This is a genomic window from Brachybacterium halotolerans subsp. kimchii (assembly GCF_020792675.1).
In the GTDB taxonomy this organism is placed as follows: Bacteria; Actinomycetota; Actinomycetes; order Actinomycetales; family Dermabacteraceae; genus Brachybacterium; species Brachybacterium halotolerans.
In genome coordinates this window covers 2,195,724-2,213,644 of the sequence record NZ_CP086254.1, presented here as the reverse complement: position 1 = coordinate 2,213,644, position 17,921 = coordinate 2,195,724, and the positions used below count along the sequence as shown (strand labels likewise).

Sequence of the window (17,921 nt, the reverse complement as noted above, 5' to 3'; positions counted from 1 at the left end):
TGGCTGATGAGGGGCGGCCGACGGGGCGACCGCCGGGTAGGGCCGACGGGTACGGCCGACGGGCTCAGAGCCCGCGGCGCAGCGCGGGCGTGGCGACCGGCGCGTCCCAAAGCGCGGTGAGCTCCTCGTCCAGGCGCAGCAGGGTAATCGAGGCGCCGGCCATGTCGAGGCTCGTGATGTAGTTCCCGACCAGGTCGCGCGCGACCTCGACGCCCGCCTCCTCGAGGACCGCGTGGGCGTCGGCCGCGAGGATGAAGAGCTCGAGGAGCGGGGTCGCGCCCATGCCGTTGACGAACAGGAGCACCGGGCCCTCGCCGGGGAGCTCGGCCAGGATCGGCTCGAGCATGGTGCGGGCGACCTCGCGCGCCGGGGCGATCTTCTCCCGGCGCCGCCCGGGCTCCCCGTGGATGCCGATGCCGATCTCGATCTCGTCATCGCCCAGCTCGAAGGACGGCTTGCCGTTCGCGGGCACGGTCACCGAGGTCAGCGCCACGCCGAGCGAGCGGGCGTTCTGATTCACCCTCTCCGCGATCGCGGTGACCTCGTCGAGCGACCGGCCCTCCTCGGCGGCGGCGCCCGCGATCTTCTCGACGAGCACGGTGCCGCCCACGCCGCGGCGGCCGGCGGTGAAGGTGGAGTCCTCGACGGCGACGTCGTCGTTCGTGACGACGCTGCGCACCTCGGTGCCGGACTCGGCGTCGGCCAGCTCCGCGGCCATCTCGAAGTTCATGACGTCGCCGGTGTAGTTCTTGACGATCTGCAGCACGCCGGCGCCGCGGTCCACGGCGGCGATCGCGGCGGTGATCTGGTCGGGGACCGGGGAGGTGAAGACCTCGCCCGCGCAGGCCGCGTCGAGCATGCCCTCGCCCACGAAGCCGCCGTGCAGCGGCTCGTGCCCGCTGCCCCCGCCGGAGATGATCGCGACCTTGCCGTCGGCCTTCGGGCGGCCGCGCAGCACCACGCGGTTCTCGAGGTCCACCTGCAGGTCATCGGGATGAGTGAGGGCCATGCCCCGCAGGGCGTCGACGACGACGTCGGCCGTGGCATCGATGAGCTTCTTCATGGCTCGACGCTACCCCGTGCGGTGAGCGGCGTCACGGGGTCGGCGGCCATCGGCCGGGGCCGAAGGCCGGCAGGCGACGGCGGCGCGGACTCGCTCACACCTTCGCGGTCGCGGCCGCCGTCGCGCCGTCGGAGTCCTCGAGGGACGCGGCGAGGAGCATCCGGTGCCGCGCGGACGACCCGCCCTTCGGTGCCTCGATCGCGAAGGAGACGTGCGTGGTCCGACCCTCGCGGACCTCGATCTCCTCCGCCCGCCCCAGCGTGCGCTCGCCGTCCCAGGCGAGCACGCGGAGGGTGCCGCTGCGGCGCGAGCGGACACGGGCGCGCACACGGTCGCCGGAGCGGTGGACGTCGTGGATGCTCAGCACGGAGTGCGCCAGGCTCGGCCGTCCGCCGAGCCCGACGCCGTCGCCCGCCGACTGGATGATCGACTGGGCCGACTCGACCGAGCGGGCGGCCGTGTTCGGGATGACAGGGTCCTGGGGCGCGTCGTCCCCGGCGTCGGCCTGCGGGAGCTGCAGCACGCCCCAGCGGAACGGGTTCGCCTGCACACCGGGGAAGGTCGACCAGCCGATGCGGGACTGGCCGGTGCGGTCCTGGGTGTCCGAGTCGTACACGACCACGTTCAGGCCGATGTGCTCGGGATCGATCCCGTTGGGGAGCGCATCGAAGGGGATGGTCGCCTCGAGGTCGTAGCCCTCGTACGGGTCGCTGATGCGGGAGGCGACGCGCACTCCCGGCGCCGTCTCCGCGAGCGCGCCCTGGTGCTGGTCGTGGTCCCGGCCGGCGGCGACACCGGCCGAGGTCCCGTCGGCGTCGAGGGTGTCCGGGAGGATGCCCAGGATGAACGTCGAGGCCGTCGACTCCGAGTCGCCTCGCGGGTCGATCATGATCTCGACGGAGTCCGTGCGGAAGCGCTGCTTGTTGTCGTCGGCCCCGAGCACCGTGCCCTCGACGTCGTCGACGACGTGCACGAAGACGTGGAGCGCATCCTCGTCGACGGTGACCCAGGCGGAGCCGGAGGCGTCGGCTGCCGTGACCTCCGCGCCCTCCCACAGTGTGCCCACGTCGATCGGATCGCCGGGGTACTCGCCGTCCTCCCGGCGACCGTCCACCTCGACCCCGTCCGAGGTCTTCGCGACCAGACGGGGCACGAGCACGAGACCCTGCTTCTCCACGTGCGCGGCGCCGTCGCTCACGGCGCGCACCGTCACCGGGTAGATCCCGCCGTGCGGCGCCCGGTTGGCGGTGGGCAGGGACGAGTCCGTGTTCTCGAGGGTGACCTGCACGGTCTTCGTCCCATGGGCGGGGATCGAAGTGCCGGTGAGCGTCGCGGGGTCGGCCGTGATGCCCTCGGGGAGGGTGAGCTCGACGTCCGCGGAGCGGGGGTCGTCGGTGAGGTTGCGGAGCTCGACGTCGAGCGTCTTCGCGAGCCCCGATCCCAGCGCGTGCTGCGTCGGGACCAGCGCGTCCAGGCGCCGCATCCCCAGGCTCTCGGTCCACTCCAGGAATTGCGCGATCTCGGAGCGGGGCGCCAGACCCGCTCGCACCGGGCCGGAGACCTGCAGGGGGAGCACGTTGCGGCCCTCGCCGCGTCGAGAGCGCAGGGTCGCCGTCACCTGCACGGCCGTCCCGGTCTCGGCGTCGGAGGCGGGCGTGACGGTCAGTCGGGCCGTCGCGCTGCGTCCCGTCGCGATCGTGCCGAGGGACGTCCGACCCCGAACGGTCCAGCCCTTCGGCGTCTCCAGCGCCACCTCCGCCCGCGGCAGGGCGCTGCGGCCGGCGCGCGCGGTGACCTCCACGGTGAACGGGACGCCGGGGACCGCCTCGAAGGCGTCGGCGGTGATCTCCAGGCGGGTTCCCTCGGGCAGCCCGCCCTTCGCCGACGGCAGGGACGCGCCGCGCAGGGCGGCCTCGTCGCCGCTGGTGGGATCCGCGAGCGGCGTGCGGGAGTCGAGGAGCGTGAGCCAGGCGACGGGGATCTTCGCGGGGTCGGTCGGCGACGGCGGATTCACCGTCCAGCCCTGCGTGGCGTAGGAGTGGATCGACTCGTCGAGCAGGGCGCTCCAGCGCGTGCCGTGCTCCGCGGACTCCGTGCCGTTCCAGGCGCCGAAGACGACGTCGGAGGCGACGGTGGGCTCGAAACCGTCCGCCACCGCGTCCGGGCCGGTGCCGCCCGTGCCGTCGGAGCCCGAGCGCAGGATCCGGGCGGGGGAGAAGGGCTTCAGCCCCTCCTCGAAGTGCTCGGGGAAGACGTCCTCGCGGCCGGCCATCAGGTAGGCCTCGAGGGCGAAGCGCGCCGCCTGCTGGTGGTTGCCGTGATTGCCCTCGACGGCCGACGGATTCATCGTCACGATGACGTCCGGTCGCGTCGCGCGCACGACCCGGATGATGCGGCTGAGCACGGCCTTCTCACCCCACACCTCCTGGGTGAGCGGCGCGGAGAGCGTGTAGTAGAAGTCCACGGCGTCGAGGTTGAAGACGTGGCGGATGCCGGCGATGCCCACCGCGGTGCGCTCCTCCGCCTCGCGGATGACGCCCAGCTCGGGTCCCTCCTCGAGGCCGACGGCGTTGCCGCCTCCCTCGCCGCGGGTCACCGTGATGACCCCGGCCTCCTGGTCGTGGAACTCGTGCCACTGGCCGAAGGCGGCGAGCGCCCATGCCTCGTCGTCGGGGTGCGCGCCGATGTACAGCACGTCCAGGTCGATGGCGCCGGCGGCCGCGGCCTGCTCGGCGGGCGTGAGCGCGCCGCCGGCGAGTGCTCCGGCGCCGCCCGCGAGGGTGAGGGCGGCGCCGCCGCGCAGGACGCTGCGGCGGGACGGGCGGGTGGTGGTCTGGGGGATCGGGATCATCATTCCTCCTCGAACGGATCCTCGGGATGCGGCGCCCGCGCTCAGTGCGCGCCGGCGTCCGAGCGCAGCGCGAAGGTGCCCTGGGCGCGGCGCTTGCCCTGGACGGCGTGGTCGGGGATCACCTCCTCGAGGAAGCAGTAGCCGTCACGGGTGTGCTTGGCGCGCAGGTCGCCGCCGTCGGACGAGCTGGTCAGCGCCCTCCACCAGTCGGTGATGTCGCCCCAGCCGGGGGCGGCCAGCGAGCCGCCGAACTGCTGGACGGCCAGCGCCGAGCACAGCGAGGCGAACTTCAGGCGCTGCTCGAGAGGCCTGCCGGCGAGGGTGCCCAGCACGATCGCCGCGGCGAACACGTCGCCCGCGCCGGTGGTGTCCAGGGCGCGCACCGGGACCGCCGGGCAGTACTCCTCCTCGCCGGTCGAGGAGTCGATCGCGTAGGCGCCCTCGGCGCCGTCGGTGACGATCGCGAGCGGCACCTTCTCCGCGAGCGCGCGCACAGCGGCGCCCGGGGTGGAGGTGCGCGTGTAGCCCATGGCCTCGACCGCGTTGGGGGTGAAGGCGTGGCAGTGGGTGAGCGGGGCGAGGTCGGCCGGATCCCAGCGTCCGGTCGCATCGAAGCCGATGTCGGCGAAGATCATCGTGCCCGCCTCCGCCAGGCGGGCCCACCAGGCGGTCTCCCCGGCGAGGTCCACGACGGCCGCGCGGGCGGCGGGCGCCTTGTCGATGAGCGTCGAGAGGGGCTCGGGCAGCGGATGGCCGTGGGTGACCATCGCGCGGTCCTGCGGGGTCGCGACGGAGACGGTGAGCGGCGAGTGGAAGCTGGGGAAGCGGCGCGAGGCGTGCAGGTCGATGCCCTCGTCGCGGCTGAGGGTCTCCCACATCCAGTCCGCGTAGGCGTCGTCCCCGAAGCCCGCGACGAGCCCGGTGCGCAGACCCAGGCGCGCGGTCGCGGTCGCGAGGTTCGCGATCCCGCCGGGGCACGATCCGAGCCCCTCGGACCACAGCTCCTCGCCGGGAGCGGGCATCCGCTCGAGACCCGTGAACACGATGTCGAAGAAGACCGTGCCCGAGAGCAGCACGTCCAGCGGCGGGTCCTCGGGCGTGCGCTGCGAGGCCAGCGGGTCCCAGTCCCCGGCTGCCGAGGTCGTGGCGGGGGCGGTCTCGTCCATCTCTCTCACTCCGTCTCTCATTCCTTCGAGGCGCCGTCGATCATGCCGCGGATGAAGTGCCGCTGGAGCACCAGGAACAGGATCAGCATCGGCGCGGCGACGATGATCGCGCCCGCGGCGAGCAGGGCGTTGTCGGCGGTGTACTGGCCCTGGAAGTTCGCCAGGCCCAGCGGGGCGGTGCGGTGACGGCCCGACGGGGTCATCACCAGGGCGATGAGGAACTCGTTCCAGGTCCACAGCCCCACCAGCACCACGAGGGTCACGATCGCGGGCCGCGAGGCCGGGACCAGGATCCGCACCAGGGTGCGCAGCGGACCCGCCCCGTCGAGCGCGGAGGCCTCGACGAGGCTCTGCGGCAGGGCGCGGAACTGGGCGCGCATCCAGAAGGTGCCGAAGGCGATCGACTGCGCGATCTGCGGCAGGGCGATCGCGGCGTAGGTGTCGGTGAGGCCCACCGTGCGCAGGTCGTAGAACAGCGGGATCACGATCGCCTCGGCGGGGATCATGAGCCCCAGCAGGAACAGCGGGAACAGCACGCGCGAGCCCGGGAAGCGCATGGTGCCGAAGGCGTAGCCGGTGCCCAGCGACAGGGCCACCGAGACCACCACGACGATCAGCGCGACCACGAGCGAGTTCCCGAGCGAGGCCCCGAAGCCGCCGATCCGCCAGGCGTCGATCAGGTTCTCCGGGTGGATCCCGCCGGAGACGCCGATGCGCGGGGAGAAGGCGTCGCGCAGGATCGTGACGACGGGGAACAGCGCGAACACGGCGAACGCCGCGAGGACGACGTAGTTCATGGTGCGCTCGGCGGGCGAGACCCTCATCGTCGGCCCCCTCGCGTCTCCGGACGCTCGTCGATCCTGGTGACCAGCAGGTTGATCGCGAACACGAGGATCGTCAGCACGATCGCGACGGAGCTCGCCGAGCCCACGTCCTTGAGCTCGAAGGCCCGCCGGTAGACCTCGTAGCTGGGCACGGTGGTGGCGTCGCCCGGTCCGCCCGAGGTCGTCATGTAGACGAGGTCGAAGGTCTTCAGGGCCGCGATGATCGTCAGCACGAGCGCCGAGACGATCTCCCCGCGCACCGAGGGCAGGGTGATCGCGAAGAACTCCCGCACAGGTCCGGCGCCGTCCAGGCGCGCCGCCTCGTAGAGGTCCTCGGGGATGCGGCTCATGCCCGCGAGCAGCAGGAGCATCACCAGGCCCATCTCGAGCCAGGTGCCGATGAATCCCACGGCGGGCAGCGCCGCCCCGGGATCGCCCAGCCAGCCGCGGGCCAGCGAGTCCAGGCCCACGGCGCGCAGCACGGTGTTCAAAGGGCCGTCGGGCGCATAGATGTGCTTCCAGGCGACGGCGACCACGACCAGCGCGACCACCTGCGGCAGGAAGATCACGGTGCGGAAGAAGCCGAGCCCGCGCACCTGCGCACGGCGCAGCACCGCGGCGAGCAGCAGGCCGATCGCGAGCGGCAGCAGCGCGTAGAAGATGATGAGCACGAGCGCGTTGCCGATCGCGGCGAGGAAGCCGCCGTCGTGCAGCAGGTCCGCGTAGTTGCCCAGCCCCACGAACGTCGAGGCGCCGATCCCCGACCAGTCGTACAGCGAGAACTGGGCCGAGCGCACGAGAGGGTACAGCGCGAACGCCGCGTAGACCACGAAGCCGGGCAGCAGGAACAGGTACGGCGTGAGCCGGCCCCGGACCACGGCCGACGGGGCGCTCCGGCGCCGTGTCCTCGTGTTCCCCGCGCGCGTGCTCACGAGGCGCCCGTGAAGTCCGCGTAGTCCTTCTGCAGGGCCGCCGCGGCGTCCTTGGGCGAGGACTGCCCGCCGATCAGCTCCTGCAGGGTCGCGCCCGCGGTGTCGGAGAACGTGGGGGTCGCGTAGTCGAGGTAGGGCAGCAGCACGCCGTCGTTCGAGACGGTGTCGAAGGCCTCGAAGATCTCCTTGTTCACGCCCTTCTCCGGAGCGAGGTCGGCGGTGTCCAGCACGGGCATGCCGCCGTTGTCCGCGATCAGCTTCATCGCGTCCTCGCTGGTGATGAAGTCGATGTAGGCCGCGGCCGCGACCTGGTTCTTCGCCTTCGCGGGGATCGAGAACGGCAGACCGGTGCCTCCCGTGGTCGCGACCTTCCCGCCGACGCCGGCGGGCGGGGCCATGAAGTGCAGGTCGTCCCCCATGGGTTTGGCCATGTCGGTGCCCAGCCAGGAGCCGCCGATCAGCAGCACGCCCTTGCCCTTGGTGAAGTCCGCCCAGGCGGCGTCGTAGTCCAGGCCGTTGGGGGAGTCGCCCAGGTACTTCTTCTCCGCCCAGTCGGCGAGCTCGGTGAGGGCGTCGACGTTCTTCGCGTCGGTCCAGTCGCCGCCCGCGTTGCCCATGGCGAGCTTCGTGATCTGCTCGGGGTCCACGTAGGCGGCCTGGAGCGGGCCGAACACGTGGAGCGCCGGCCACTTGTCGAGGTTTCCGAGCATGATCGGCAGCTCGCCGGCCTTCTCCGCCGTCTCCAGGACCGTCCGCAGCTCGTCCCACGAGGTCGGCGGCTCGGCGCCGATGCCCTTCAGCTTCTTCGCGCTGTAGTAGATGCCGCAGACCTCGCCGGTCTGCGGCACGCCCCAGAGAGAGCCCTCGCCGAAGGTCTTCGCGTCCTTCGAGTAGCGGGCCTTGGAGAGCACGGAGTCCGAGAAGCGCTTCGACCAGCCGTACGCCTCCGCATAGCCCGAGAGGTCCAGCAGCTGCCCGGCCTTCACGAACTCGCCCATGTCGGCGCGCGCATTGTTGACCTGCAGGACGTCGGGGACGTCGGCCCCGGAGAGGGTGAGGGCGGTCTGCTTCTGCAGATCGTCGAAGGACTGCTTGACGCGGTCGATCTTCACGTTCGAGAACTTCTTCTCGAAGGCCTTGATGAGGGCGGTGATGGCCTCGTCCTGCGAGCCGCGGACCTCCTGGTCCCACACCCGCAGGGTGATGTCGCCGAGTCCGGCGACGTCGGTGTCGACCTCGTCGGACGACGGGCCGGTGGGGTCGTCGGTGGTGCCGGTGCCGGGAGCGCAGGCGGCGAGGGCGGCCATGCCGCCGACGGCGGTGGCGGAGGCGAGGAACTGGCGACGGTGCATGAGGTCCTCCAGGGGAGCGGGGACCTCAGCTTCCCACAGGTTGCGCGAGGATGCGAGAAGATGAATGGACGTGTTCGGAACTGCGTGAAGATGCGTGCGCGGTGCTAGGTTGACCGCATGCTCACCGATGACCGCCGCCGTGGGATCGTCGCCGCCGTGCGCCGCCGCGGCTCGGTCCCGGTCGCCGATCTCGCGCAGTCCTTCGCCGCCTCGGAGGCGACGATCCGACGGGATCTCGAGCAGCTCGCCGCGGACGGCCAGGTGCGGCGCGTGCGCGGCGGCGCGTGCGACCCGCGGGGCGACGCGCACCCCGAGCCCGACCCGCGGCGCTTCGAGCAGGTCGCCCGCGACGCCGTCGGCCCCAAGCGCGAGATGGCCCAGCGGGCGGCGGCCCAGGTGGCCGACGGCGACGTCATCGCCCTGGACATCGGCACCACCGTCGCCGCCATGTGCCCCTTCCTGCTGGGCCGCTCCATCACCGTGGTGACCTCGTCCCTCGCCGTCGTGCGCGGGCTCGCGGGGGCGCGCGACGTGGAGCTCGTGGTGCTCGGCGGGATCCTGCGCCCCACCTACGGCAGCCTCGTCGGCCCCCTCACCGAGTCCGCGCTGCGCCAGATCCGCGTGGACCGCGCCTTCCTGGGCACCTCCGGGATCCGGGCCGACGGGACCGTGCTGGACACGACCCCCAGCGAGGTGCCGATCAAGCGCGGCCTGCTCGACATCGCGACCGTCTCCTGCCTGCTGGCCGACCACGAGAAGCTGCCCGGCACCGGGTACCTCGAGGTCGCGCCGCTCGCACGCTTCGACCAGCTCGTCACGGACAGAGCGCCCTCGGCCCGCGAGCTGGACCTGCCCCCCGACTCCGACCTGGAGGTCCTCACCCCATGAAGCTCACCATCCTGGGCGGCGGAGGCTTCCGCGTCCCGCTCGTCTACGAGGCGGCCGCGACCGGCGCCACCGGGCTCACGATCGACGAGATCGTCCTGCAGGACGTCGAGCCGTCCCGTCTGCGCACCATCGAACGGGTCGTCGAGGAGCTCGGGGCCGAGCTGCGCGCGCAGGGCCGGACCGTCGGCACCCTGCCCCGCCTGATCGCGACCACCGATCTGCGCGAGGCCGTGGCCGGCGCGGACTTCGTGTTCAGCGCCGTGCGCGTGGGCGGCGCCGAAGGACGCACGGTCGACGAGCGCGTGGCCCTCGACCTGGGTCTGCTGGGGCAGGAGACCGTGGGCGCCGGCGGCCTCGCCTACGCGCTGCGCACGCTGCCCGTGGCCCTCGAGATCGCCCGCACCATCGCCGAGGTCGCGCCCCGCGCCTGGACCATCACCTTCACCAATCCCGCGGGCATCGTCACGGAGGCCATGCGCTCGGTGCTGGGCGACCGCGTGGTGGGCATCTGCGACACCCCGATCGGCCTGGTGCGGCGCGTGAGCCGCCTGATCGGCGAGGACGTCGACGCGCCCGACGCCCTCGACCGCATCGGCATCGACTACGTGGGCCTGAACCATCTGGGCTGGCTGCGCGGCCTCTCGGTCGACGGCCAGGACCGCCTGCCGGGGATCCTCGCCGACAACGGCGCCCTCGAGCAGATCGAGGAAGCGCGGCTCGTCGGCTTCGACTGGGTGCGCGCCATGCGCGCCCTGCCCAACGAGTACCTCTACTACTACCTGTTCACCCAGCAGGCACGGGAGCGGATCCTCGAGGCAGGCACCACCCGCGGTGAGTTCCTCGTCGAGCAGCAGGGCCGGTTCTACCGGCAGGCCGCGGAGGGGGCGGGGTCGGAGGCCTGCTGCGACGGGCCGCTCGCGACCTGGCGCGCGACGCTGCACGAGCGCGAGTCGACCTACATGGCCGAGTCCCGGGAGGCCGACGAGGAGCGCCGTCCCGAGGACGTCGCCGGCGGCGGCTACCAGGAGGTCGCGCTGCGCCTGATGACCGCGATCGCGAGCGGCCGCACCGAGCGGATGATCCTGGACGTCGGCAATGCGCCGGCCGGGTCGTCGGAGGGATCGCCGTCCGGGTCGCCGACCACCGCGCCGTCCGCCGCCGACCCCTCCGGCCGCATCGTCCCGCAGCTGCCGGCCGATCTCGTCCTCGAGGTCCCCTGCCTGGTCGACGGCGACGGCGTCCACCCGCAGGCCGTCGGCCCCGTCCCGCTCGAGCAGCTCGGACTGATGGCGCAGCAGCGCGGCGCGGAGCGCTGCATCCTCGAGGCCGCGACCGTCGGCGATCCGGTGCGCGCCCGCCGCGCCGCCTGGGAGGGCTTCTCCACGCACCCCCTCGTGCGCTCGGTCGACCTGGGCGGGAAGCTCGTCGACGCCTATGCCCGCAGGCAGCCCGCTGTGGGGCGGCTGCTGGGATACTGAGGCGGATCCGCCGGGGCGGCGCCGCGCACGAGCGACGGGCGCGGCCCCGCGACCGCTGAGCCACTCACCGCAGAGCCACGAGGAGCCCCCATGATCCGCATGCGCACTGACTTCTTCGCCGAGTCCCTCGGCATGGGCACCTCGATGGTGGTGCTCATGCCGCAGCAGGCGGCCGGCATCGGGATGGGCGGGGCCGACGGCGCCGGCACTGAAGATGGCGGTGAGGGGGCCGCAGGCGGCGACGCGGTCGCCCCGCGCGGCGTCCCCGTGCTGTACCTGCTGCACGGGCTGAGCGACGACTGTACGATCTGGGAGCGCCGCACCTCGATCGAGCGCTACGCCGCCGAGCGCGGGATCGCCGTGGTCATGCCCGAGGTGCGCCGCTCCTTCTACACCGACGAGGCCGTCGGCGAGAAGTACTGGACCTTCGTCTCCGAGGAGCTACCGCAGCTCCTCGCACGCACGTTCCGGATCTCCACGGCGCGCGAGGACACTTTCGTCGCGGGCCTGTCCATGGGCGGGTTCGGCGCCTTCAAGCTCGCCCTGAACCACCCCGAGCGCTTCGCCGCCGCGGCCTCGCTCTCCGGTGCGCTGGACCCCGTGACCCTCGACCTCAGTCAGCATGCGGGTCAGCTCGCCCAGCGCATCTGGGGTGGTCAGGACATCGCCGGCACGGCCGACGACCTCATGGGACTGCTGGGCTCGGCCGATCCCACCGCCCTGCCGCAGCTGTTCCTGGACTGCGGCACCGAGGACCACCTGGTCACCCAGAACCAGGCGTTCATCGACCTCGCCGAGGAGCGCGGCGTCGACCTCACCTCCCGCCTGCGCCCCGGCACCCACGCCTGGGACTTCTGGGACCGCGGCATCCAGGACGTCCTGGACTGGCTGCCGATCCGCGGGCGCTGAGGGCGGGGCGCCACCCGCTCAGCCGCAGCCATCCGATCCCCGCGCAGCCTTCCGGTGCGCGAGCCGCGATTCGGTGCGCGGTCGCCATCCGGTGCGCGAGCCGCCATCCGATCCGTGAGAAGTACGAAGTCGTTGCCAAAACCGATCTTGGCAACGACTTCGTACTTCTCGCGGGCTGCGCGGGGCGCGGAGTGCGCCGGGCGCGGGGCTGCGCGGGGCGTTGGAGGGCTGCGCGGGGAGCCCGGGGTCAGCCGGCGACGAGCCAAAGGGTCGCGGCGCCTGCGAAGAGGGCGACGGTGATCGCGACCTCGGGGGTCGTCGGCCGCATGGCGCGGTGGAGGCGGCGACGATTCCGTCGAGCCTCTGCGGCCGCCGGGGTGCCGCGTGCCGGGAGCGACTCGGGCGGCGTCGGCACCGCCTTCGAGGCCGCGACCCGGCTGCGCGCCAGGGCCAGGATCGCCGCGCCGAGCGACAACGCCACGAACACCCACCAGACGATCGTGAGCGCTCCGCCGATCGGCACCATCAGGCCCGCGAGCAGGAGGAAGAACCCGCAGCTCAGCACGTGATCGAGGATGCGCAGCGGGTGGCGGCGCCCCAGCAGCATGTGGACGAGCTCGAGGACCAGCAGCAGCGTGAGCAGCAGTGCCGCCCCATAGGGGGCGAGGGCGAGCAGCAACGCGGCGACGTTCATGCGGCGACCTCCCCGTCGAGGATCCGGAAGGCGAGGTCGTCGGTCCCGGAGTCGGCCGTGTCGGAGAGCAGGACCCACCCCCGCTTCGCCTCGGGCGAGAAGCCGCAGAAGCTGTGGAAGCCGCCGGTCTCCCCGTTGTGCCAGACGGCCGAGCCGCCGCCCGCCAGCGTCGTCGTGAACCAGTTGACGCCCACCGAGGTCGTCTCGTCCCGCCGCGCAGTGGGGCGGATCCCGTCGGCCCCGGGATTGGAGCCGTCCATCATCGAGCGCACCCAGGTGACCAGGTCGGCCGCGGTCGAACGGATGCCGCCCGCCGGAGCGAAGCCGTCCATGGTCCACGCGGCACTGCCGTGGCCGGTGCTCGTGAAGCCCGTCGGGGCCTTCGCCCCGAGCCGTGAAGCGGTGATCGGGGCGCGCGTGGCGGTGAGGCCCATCGGCGCGAGCACCCGCTCCGCGAGGAGGTCCGGCCAGGATGCGCCGGAGGCGCGGGCGACGAGCTGCCCTTCGAGGGCGACGCCGTGGTTGGAGTAAGCGACCGAGCCGCGGCCCACGGGGGTCGCGTCCAGCGCGAGGTCCACGACCTCCTGCGCGCCGAAGCCCGCGTACGGATCGCGGTGCAGAGGTGTGCGCCAGAGGTTCTTCGCGATGACCGGCGCCGGCAGGGACGGGATGCCCGAGGCGTGGCTCGCGAGCTCGCGCACGGTCACATCCGCGATCGCCGAGCCCTTCGCGCTCGCGCCGAGCACGTCCTGCACGGTCGCCTCGAGCTCCAGCTCGCCGCGGCGGACCGCGTCCATCACGAGCGCCGCGGTGAACGTCTTCGAGACCGAGCCGACCTCGAACTCCCGGTGCTCGTCGGCTCCGAAGCCCGCGAAGCGGACGTCGTCGCCGTCGATCAGCGCGCACGCGACGGTGCGCTGGCCGGTGAGATGGTCGGCGAGCTCGGCCGCGAGATCCTGGTTTCCCGTGGGCGCGCCGAGCCGCGCGGGCCGGGGACCGGCGAGTGCGCCCGTGCCCAGCAGGGCGACGGCCGAGAGCGCGCCGACCCCGAGCACGGTGCGGCGCGAGGGGCGGACGACGCCAGGGCCGCCCGACGTCGGGTCCTCGGGCCCCAGGTCGCCGACCTCCGGAGTGCCGTTCTTCGGGTTCTCGTTCATCGTTCACGCCTCCTCGAGGGCCGTGATGATCGCGAGCAGCGGCACCACGCGCGTGGGCGGGACGGACCAGGTGCCGCGCGCGGGCGAGGTCACCCATCCGGCGGCCTGCAGCTGGTGGAGGTGGTGGTAGGCGACGCCCGTCGAGGCGAGATCCAGCTCGTCGACGAGCTGGGCGACCGTGCACTCGTTCTCGAGCAGCTTCTGCAGCAGTGAGAGACGCAGCGGGTGGCCGAGGGCCGCGACGCGCTCGGCCCGGTCGGCCCAGTCCGCGCGCAGCAGCGGATCGGTGGGGCGGCCCCACTGGTACTCGACGTGACCGATCGGCAGGTCGACGGCGCCCGCGTAGACCACGCCGCCGGGCGCGGGGAGCTGCGATTTCAACGCGTTGAGCGCCCAGAAGCGGTCCGGGGCTGTGGGGTCGGCTGGGTCGGCGGCGGCTGACGAGGCGGCGGGGGAGGGACCGGTGGTGGGATCGTCTGCGCCCGACGGGGCCGACGGCTCACCGGCGCTTGACGGCGCGGAGGGGTCTCCCGCTGCCGTTTCCAGTCGGGTCAGGACGTCCTCGAGCCTCTGCTCCATCCGATCCATGCGGTCCTCGAGGCTGCTCGTCGAGGTCGAGGTCGAGGTCGAGGTCGAGGTCGTCGGCGAGGTGGAGGTGGAGCCGTGGCCGGACGCGCCTGACGGAGTCTGCGCGGAGGCCTTCTCGCTGTTCGCCGTTCCTCGGACCATCGTTCCTCCTGCTCGTCGGCTGTGGTCGGCCGTGCCGATCGTCGGGGGCGCTGCCTGCAGACATTGAGATTACGGAAATTCGGAGGAGTTGACAAGGGTGAGATGAGGTCGTGCGCTGGCGCGGTCCCGCCCGCCGCCCGGGCCAGGACGCCGCCCACGCCGCTGAGGCTTCAGGCTCGCCCCGCACCTCGGCGATATGCTCCGGGCGTCCTGTCCGCACCGACATCCGGAGACGCCCCGTGAACTGGCTGCATGCGATCCTCCTCGGCATCATCGAGGGGATCACCGAGTTCCTCCCGGTCTCCAGCACCGGCCACCTGAACATCGTCGAGAAGCTCCTGGGCTACGACATCGACTCCCGCGGCATGACCGCGTTCACGGCGGTGATCCAGGTCGGAGCGATCATCGCCGCGATCCTGTACTTCTGGAAGGACATCGTGCGGATCGCCGTCGCCTGGGTGCGCGGCCTGCTCAGCGCCGAGGCACGCACCGATCCCGACTACACGCTGGGCTGGGGCGTCATCGTCGGCTCCATCCCCGTGGCGGTGGTGGGCCTCGCCTTCAAGGACCTCATCGAAGGTCCGCTGCGCAGCATGTGGGTGATCGCGATCGCGCTGCTCGTGTGGTCCTTCGCCATGTGGGCGGCCGACCGCATCCAGGCGAACCAGATCGTGCCCAAGGAGATGCACCACGTCTCGGTGCTCGACGCACTGATCATCGGCGTCTTCCAGGCGCTCGCGCCGCTGTTCCCCGGCGTGTCCCGCTCGGGCGCGACGATCTCCGCGGGGCTCATGCTCGGCTTCGACCGGGTCACCGCGACTCGCCTGAGCTTCTTCATGGGCATCCCCGCGCTGGTCGCGGCGGGCGGGCTCGAGGCCGTGGGCTCGGCCGGGGACATCTCCGAGGCCGTGGGATGGGGGCCGACGATCATCGCCACCGTCGTGTCCTTCGTCGTGGCCTACGCGTCGATCGCCTGGCTGCTGCGGTTCGTCTCGAAGAACTCGTTCACCTCGTTCATCGTGTACCGCATCATCGTCGGCCTGGTGCTCGTGGGCCTGCTCGCGGGCGGGGTCGTCAGCGCCTGACGCGCGCGGCGCGATCCTCCGGCGGGGCGCGGCGTGAGCCGCTCGAACCGACGGCCGACGGACGGCTCTTCCCGGTGCTCGCGCCGACGACCTATCCTGCTGTGACCAGCGCCGCCGCGAGACATCTCGGCGGGCGCCGGGCCCGACCGTCGAGCACGAGGAGAGCACCCGTGACCACCTTCGCCGTCACCTACCACTACGCGGACGATCCGGCCCGTCTCGACGAGCACCGCCCCTCCCACCGGGAGTTCCTGGGCGGCCTGCAGGAGCGCGGCACGATCATCGCGAGCGGCCCGTACTCCGACACCGAGGGCGCTCGCGCGCTGCTGCTCGTCGAGGCGGCCGACGTCGCCGCGGTCGAGTCGGCGCTCGAGGACGATCCGTTCCGGCGCGAGGGCCTGATCGCCGACCGCGAGATCCACACCTGGAACGTGGTCATCGGCTCGCTCGGCGCGTGACCGTCTCCTTCGTCTGACCAGGCTCGTCGACGTGCCGCCCGTCGACTTTCGGCCCGTCGACTCGTCGCCCCGCCGCCCTACGGCATCCCACGGCGCTCGCCGCCCCTCCTGAACGGAACCCCCATGCGTGAGCTGACCTACTACGTCGCCGTGAGTCTGGACGGCTTCATCGCCGGTCCGGGCGGCGAGTTCGATGCGTTCCTGGCCGAGGGCGATCACATGGGGCCGCTCTGGGAGCGCTACCGCGGGACCGCTCCTACCGTGCTCGCCCGCGCCGTGGGGCTCGAGGTCGAGGACGGTCCCTTCGACACCGTGGTCATGGGCTGGAACACCTACGGCGTGGGACTGCCCGATCATCATCTGGCCGACCCCTACGAGCACCTGCGGCAGATCGTCTTCACCCGCTCCCACGAGGCTCCCGCGGGCAGCGACGGCGTGACCTTCACCGACGCCGATCCCGTCGAGACGGTCCGAGCGCTCAAGCAGGAGAAGGGCAGGGGGATCTGGCTGTGCGGGGGAGGCGCGCTCGCCGCGCAGCTCGCCGACGAGATCGACCATCTCGCCCTGAAGATCAACCCGGTCCTGCTCGGCGAGGGCGTGCCGCTCTTCGGCCACCGCCCGTACGCGCCCTCGGCGTGGACGCGCGAGGACACGCGCGCCTTCGCGTCCGGCGTGGTGCTCGCCGAGTACGCCCGCTCCTGAGCGGGTCGCTCGAGCACTCCTTACGGGCGGTCCCGCCCATCGGCCGCGCCGCGGCGTCAGTCTGCCGCGGCGGCTCGCTGCTCGCCCTCGACCTTCGCCTCGAGGTACTGGCTCGCGGTCGCGCGTCGCAGCACCGTCGAGCCGACCACGACGAGAGGCAGCGCGCCGCGGCCGCCGTGGGCCTCGAGGAACTCGACCGCGCAGGGATCGCGCAGCACGTTCACCCAGGCCACGTCCTCGCGGTCGCCGCGCACGGCCGTCTGCAGGCGTGCCGAGAGCGGATCGCCGGGAGCCCAGAGGATGATCGCGTGGGCGTCGTCGCGGCGCGCCAATGCCTGGGTGAACGGCTCGTGGCGCCCCGCGCGCAGCGGCGAGGTCCAGTAGCCCATGAACACGGCCGCGAGGACGAGCAGCGCCGCGGCGATCTCCTGGTCGGCGAGCAGCAGCAGGGCTGCCACCGCGAGTCCGCCCACGGTCATCAGCACGGGGCGGACCCACAGGCTCGCGCGGCTCATCCGTCGGCCCGCATCGGGGGCGATCGTCGGCTCCATCGGCTTCTCCTCGAGTCCTCGGATCCTCGGGTCCCTGTCGGACCTCAGATCATCACGGCGGCGCTCGAGCGCTCCGCCGCGACGTCGATGAGGGCGTCCCGCAGCGCCTTGACCGCGGGGATCGCGGTAGCGCCGGGACGGTTGATCAGGCCGATGGTGCGCTCGTTGAGCCCGGAGAGCGGGCGCACGGTGACATCCGCGCAGGGGGCGGCCTCGATCGCGCTCTCGGGCAGCAGGGCGATGCCGCCGCTGTGCTGGATCAGGCGCTGCACCACGATCGCGTCGTCGGTGGTGTGCCGGACCTTCGGGCTGAAGCCCGCGCGCTGCGCGTTGACCAGCAGGTTCGCTCGACAGCGCTCACAACCGGCGATCCACTCCTCCTCGGCGAGGTCGGCCATGGTGAGGTCGGGGTCGTCGGCCCGGGCGTGGTCCTTCGGCAGCACCGCGAGCACGCGGTCGTCGAGCACGGGGGTCCACTCGAGGGCGCCCTCGGCGTCCACGGTGGTGCCCTCGTAGCGGAAGACGAGCGCGAGGTCGAGATCGTTGCTGAGCAGGCCCTGGATCGCGTCCGGCGGCTCGAGCTCGTCGAAGGTGACGTCCACGCCCTCGGCCTCCCGGCCCATGCGCGCGAGCGCGGGCGGCAGCAGCAGGGCCGCGGCCGACGGGAACGTCGCGAAGCGCACGCGCCCGCGGCGCAGCGCCGTGATCTCGGCGAGCTCCTCCTCGGCGGCGTGCAGCGAGGAGGCGATCCGCTCGGAATGGCGGAACAGGCGCTGGCCCGCCTCGGTGGGCGTGACGCCGCTCGAGGAGCGCAGCAGCAGCTGCGTGCCGACCTCCTTCTCGAGGGCGGCGAGATGCTGGGAGACGGCCGGCTGGGTCCAGCCGAGCTCGCGGGCACCACCACCGATGGTGCCGTTGCGCACGACCGTCCGGAAGATGAGCACACGACGGGGATCCATGGGGACGAGCGTACTCGGGTGACCCTAGGAATGCTTATGGGTTGGGCGCGATGTCACCCGTTCGGTCGCGCAGAATGTCCGGGATCACGGTCCGTGCCCGTGTGACGGCCCGTGCCGGCGGGA

Annotated in this window: 17 protein-coding genes; 6 read left to right on the top strand and 11 right to left on the bottom strand. The window is 72.6% G+C overall.

What is annotated here, in order from left to right:
* Positions 1-64 precede the first annotated feature (64 nt).
* From dhaK to Bra3105_RS09930, 6 genes are all read right to left on the bottom strand, one after another.
* Positions 65-1,063, bottom strand: coding sequence for a dihydroxyacetone kinase subunit DhaK (gene dhaK / locus Bra3105_RS09955; protein ID WP_228356559.1), 999 nt, complete (start codon positions 1,061-1,063; stop codon positions 65-67).
* A gap of 94 nt (positions 1,064-1,157) precedes the next feature.
* On the bottom strand, positions 1,158-3,914 hold the full coding sequence (locus Bra3105_RS09950) for a sugar-binding protein (RefSeq protein ID WP_228356558.1): 2,757 nt from the start codon (positions 3,912-3,914) through the stop codon (positions 1,158-1,160).
* A gap of 41 nt (positions 3,915-3,955) precedes the next feature.
* Positions 3,956-5,080, bottom strand: coding sequence for a carbohydrate kinase family protein (locus Bra3105_RS09945; protein WP_228356557.1), 1,125 nt, complete (start codon positions 5,078-5,080; stop codon positions 3,956-3,958).
* A 17-nt stretch (positions 5,081-5,097) separates the two neighbouring features.
* Complete coding sequence (locus Bra3105_RS09940; RefSeq protein ID WP_228356556.1) at positions 5,098-5,904, bottom strand: carbohydrate ABC transporter permease; 807 nt, start codon at positions 5,902-5,904, stop codon at positions 5,098-5,100.
* Positions 5,901-6,836 (bottom strand): carbohydrate ABC transporter permease, encoded by a 936-nt coding sequence (locus Bra3105_RS09935; protein WP_370646002.1) that lies wholly within the window; start codon positions 6,834-6,836, stop codon positions 5,901-5,903. Before Bra3105_RS09935 ends, Bra3105_RS09940 begins: the two co-directional genes overlap by 4 nt.
* Positions 6,833-8,188, bottom strand: a complete 1,356-nt coding sequence (locus Bra3105_RS09930; protein ID WP_228356555.1) for a sugar ABC transporter substrate-binding protein — start codon at positions 8,186-8,188, stop codon at positions 6,833-6,835. Before Bra3105_RS09930 ends, Bra3105_RS09935 begins: the two co-directional genes overlap by 4 nt.
* Before the next feature lie 117 nt (positions 8,189-8,305).
* Between Bra3105_RS09930 and Bra3105_RS09925 the strand changes: the two genes are divergently transcribed.
* The 3 genes from Bra3105_RS09925 to Bra3105_RS09915 all read left to right on the top strand — a co-directional run bounded on the left by Bra3105_RS09925 (position 8,306) and on the right by Bra3105_RS09915 (position 11,463).
* Positions 8,306-9,076: a DeoR/GlpR family DNA-binding transcription regulator gene (locus Bra3105_RS09925; protein ID WP_228356554.1), complete on the top strand. Its 771-nt coding sequence runs from the start codon at positions 8,306-8,308 to the stop codon at positions 9,074-9,076.
* Positions 9,073-10,554: a family 4 glycosyl hydrolase gene (locus Bra3105_RS09920; protein WP_228356553.1), complete on the top strand. Its 1,482-nt coding sequence runs from the start codon at positions 9,073-9,075 to the stop codon at positions 10,552-10,554. Before Bra3105_RS09925 ends, Bra3105_RS09920 begins: the two co-directional genes overlap by 4 nt.
* 90 nt (positions 10,555-10,644) lie before the next feature.
* Entirely contained in the window at positions 10,645-11,463 is an 819-nt protein-coding gene (locus tag Bra3105_RS09915) for an alpha/beta hydrolase (protein ID WP_228356552.1), read from the top strand.
* 247 nt (positions 11,464-11,710) lie between these two features.
* Here Bra3105_RS09915 and Bra3105_RS09910 read toward each other — a convergent pair whose 3' ends face one another.
* From Bra3105_RS09910 to Bra3105_RS09900, 3 genes are read right to left on the bottom strand one after another with little or no spacing between them, the layout of a single operon-like run.
* A complete protein-coding gene (locus tag Bra3105_RS09910; protein WP_228356551.1) occupies positions 11,711-12,157 on the bottom strand; it encodes a hypothetical protein in 447 nt (148 codons plus the stop codon).
* Positions 12,154-13,314 (bottom strand): serine hydrolase domain-containing protein, encoded by a 1,161-nt coding sequence (locus Bra3105_RS09905; protein ID WP_228356550.1) that lies wholly within the window; start codon positions 13,312-13,314, stop codon positions 12,154-12,156. Before Bra3105_RS09905 ends, Bra3105_RS09910 begins: the two co-directional genes overlap by 4 nt.
* A 3-nt stretch (positions 13,315-13,317) precedes the next feature.
* Positions 13,318-14,043, bottom strand: coding sequence for a helix-turn-helix domain-containing protein (locus tag Bra3105_RS09900; protein WP_228356549.1), 726 nt, complete (start codon positions 14,041-14,043; stop codon positions 13,318-13,320).
* Positions 14,044-14,282: 239 nt separating this feature from the next.
* Between Bra3105_RS09900 and Bra3105_RS09895 the strand changes: the two genes are divergently transcribed.
* The 3 genes from Bra3105_RS09895 to Bra3105_RS09885 all read left to right on the top strand — a co-directional run bounded on the left by Bra3105_RS09895 (position 14,283) and on the right by Bra3105_RS09885 (position 16,288).
* Complete coding sequence (locus tag Bra3105_RS09895) at positions 14,283-15,128, top strand: undecaprenyl-diphosphate phosphatase (protein ID WP_200503207.1); 846 nt, start codon at positions 14,283-14,285, stop codon at positions 15,126-15,128.
* Between the two features lie 170 nt (positions 15,129-15,298).
* Positions 15,299-15,586: a YciI family protein gene (locus Bra3105_RS09890; RefSeq protein WP_228356548.1), complete on the top strand. Its 288-nt coding sequence runs from the start codon at positions 15,299-15,301 to the stop codon at positions 15,584-15,586.
* 123 nt (positions 15,587-15,709) lie between these two features.
* Positions 15,710-16,288, top strand: a complete 579-nt coding sequence (locus tag Bra3105_RS09885) for a dihydrofolate reductase family protein (RefSeq protein WP_228356547.1) — start codon at positions 15,710-15,712, stop codon at positions 16,286-16,288.
* Positions 16,289-16,344: 56 nt separating this feature from the next.
* Here Bra3105_RS09885 and Bra3105_RS09880 read toward each other — a convergent pair whose 3' ends face one another.
* Both Bra3105_RS09880 and Bra3105_RS09875 read right to left on the bottom strand, forming a co-directional pair.
* The gene (locus Bra3105_RS09880) at positions 16,345-16,839 is read right to left on the bottom strand and encodes a hypothetical protein (protein WP_228356546.1); all 495 of its coding nucleotides are present in this window, start codon (positions 16,837-16,839) and stop codon (positions 16,345-16,347) included.
* A gap of 44 nt (positions 16,840-16,883) precedes the next feature.
* On the bottom strand, positions 16,884-17,798 hold the full coding sequence (locus tag Bra3105_RS09875) for a LysR family transcriptional regulator (protein ID WP_228356545.1): 915 nt from the start codon (positions 17,796-17,798) through the stop codon (positions 16,884-16,886).
* Positions 17,799-17,921 lie beyond the last annotated feature (123 nt).

What these genes read in the sequence shown, in the direction of transcription:
- dhaK (WP_228356559.1), bottom strand. Translation starts at nt 1,063, where the DNA reads ATGAAGAAGCTCATCGATGCCACGGCCGACGTCGTCGTCGACGCCCTG.
- Bra3105_RS09950 (WP_228356558.1), bottom strand. Translation starts at nt 3,914, where the DNA reads ATGATCCCGATCCCCCAGACCACCACCCGCCCGTCCCGCCGCAGCGTC.
- Bra3105_RS09945 (WP_228356557.1), bottom strand. Translation starts at nt 5,080, where the DNA reads ATGGACGAGACCGCCCCCGCCACGACCTCGGCAGCCGGGGACTGGGAC.
- Bra3105_RS09940 (WP_228356556.1), bottom strand. Translation starts at nt 5,904, where the DNA reads ATGAGGGTCTCGCCCGCCGAGCGCACCATGAACTACGTCGTCCTCGCG.
- Bra3105_RS09930 (WP_228356555.1), bottom strand. Translation starts at nt 8,188, where the DNA reads ATGCACCGTCGCCAGTTCCTCGCCTCCGCCACCGCCGTCGGCGGCATG.
- Bra3105_RS09925 (WP_228356554.1), top strand. Translation starts at nt 8,306, where the DNA reads ATGCTCACCGATGACCGCCGCCGTGGGATCGTCGCCGCCGTGCGCCGC.
- Bra3105_RS09920 (WP_228356553.1), top strand. Translation starts at nt 9,073, where the DNA reads ATGAAGCTCACCATCCTGGGCGGCGGAGGCTTCCGCGTCCCGCTCGTC.
- Bra3105_RS09915 (WP_228356552.1), top strand. Translation starts at nt 10,645, where the DNA reads ATGATCCGCATGCGCACTGACTTCTTCGCCGAGTCCCTCGGCATGGGC.
- Bra3105_RS09910 (WP_228356551.1), bottom strand. Translation starts at nt 12,157, where the DNA reads ATGAACGTCGCCGCGTTGCTGCTCGCCCTCGCCCCCTATGGGGCGGCA.
- Bra3105_RS09905 (WP_228356550.1), bottom strand. Translation starts at nt 13,314, where the DNA reads ATGAACGAGAACCCGAAGAACGGCACTCCGGAGGTCGGCGACCTGGGG.
- Bra3105_RS09900 (WP_228356549.1), bottom strand. Translation starts at nt 14,043, where the DNA reads ATGGTCCGAGGAACGGCGAACAGCGAGAAGGCCTCCGCGCAGACTCCG.
- Bra3105_RS09885 (WP_228356547.1), top strand. Translation starts at nt 15,710, where the DNA reads ATGCGTGAGCTGACCTACTACGTCGCCGTGAGTCTGGACGGCTTCATC.
- Bra3105_RS09880 (WP_228356546.1), bottom strand. Translation starts at nt 16,839, where the DNA reads ATGGAGCCGACGATCGCCCCCGATGCGGGCCGACGGATGAGCCGCGCG.
- Bra3105_RS09875 (WP_228356545.1), bottom strand. Translation starts at nt 17,798, where the DNA reads ATGGATCCCCGTCGTGTGCTCATCTTCCGGACGGTCGTGCGCAACGGC.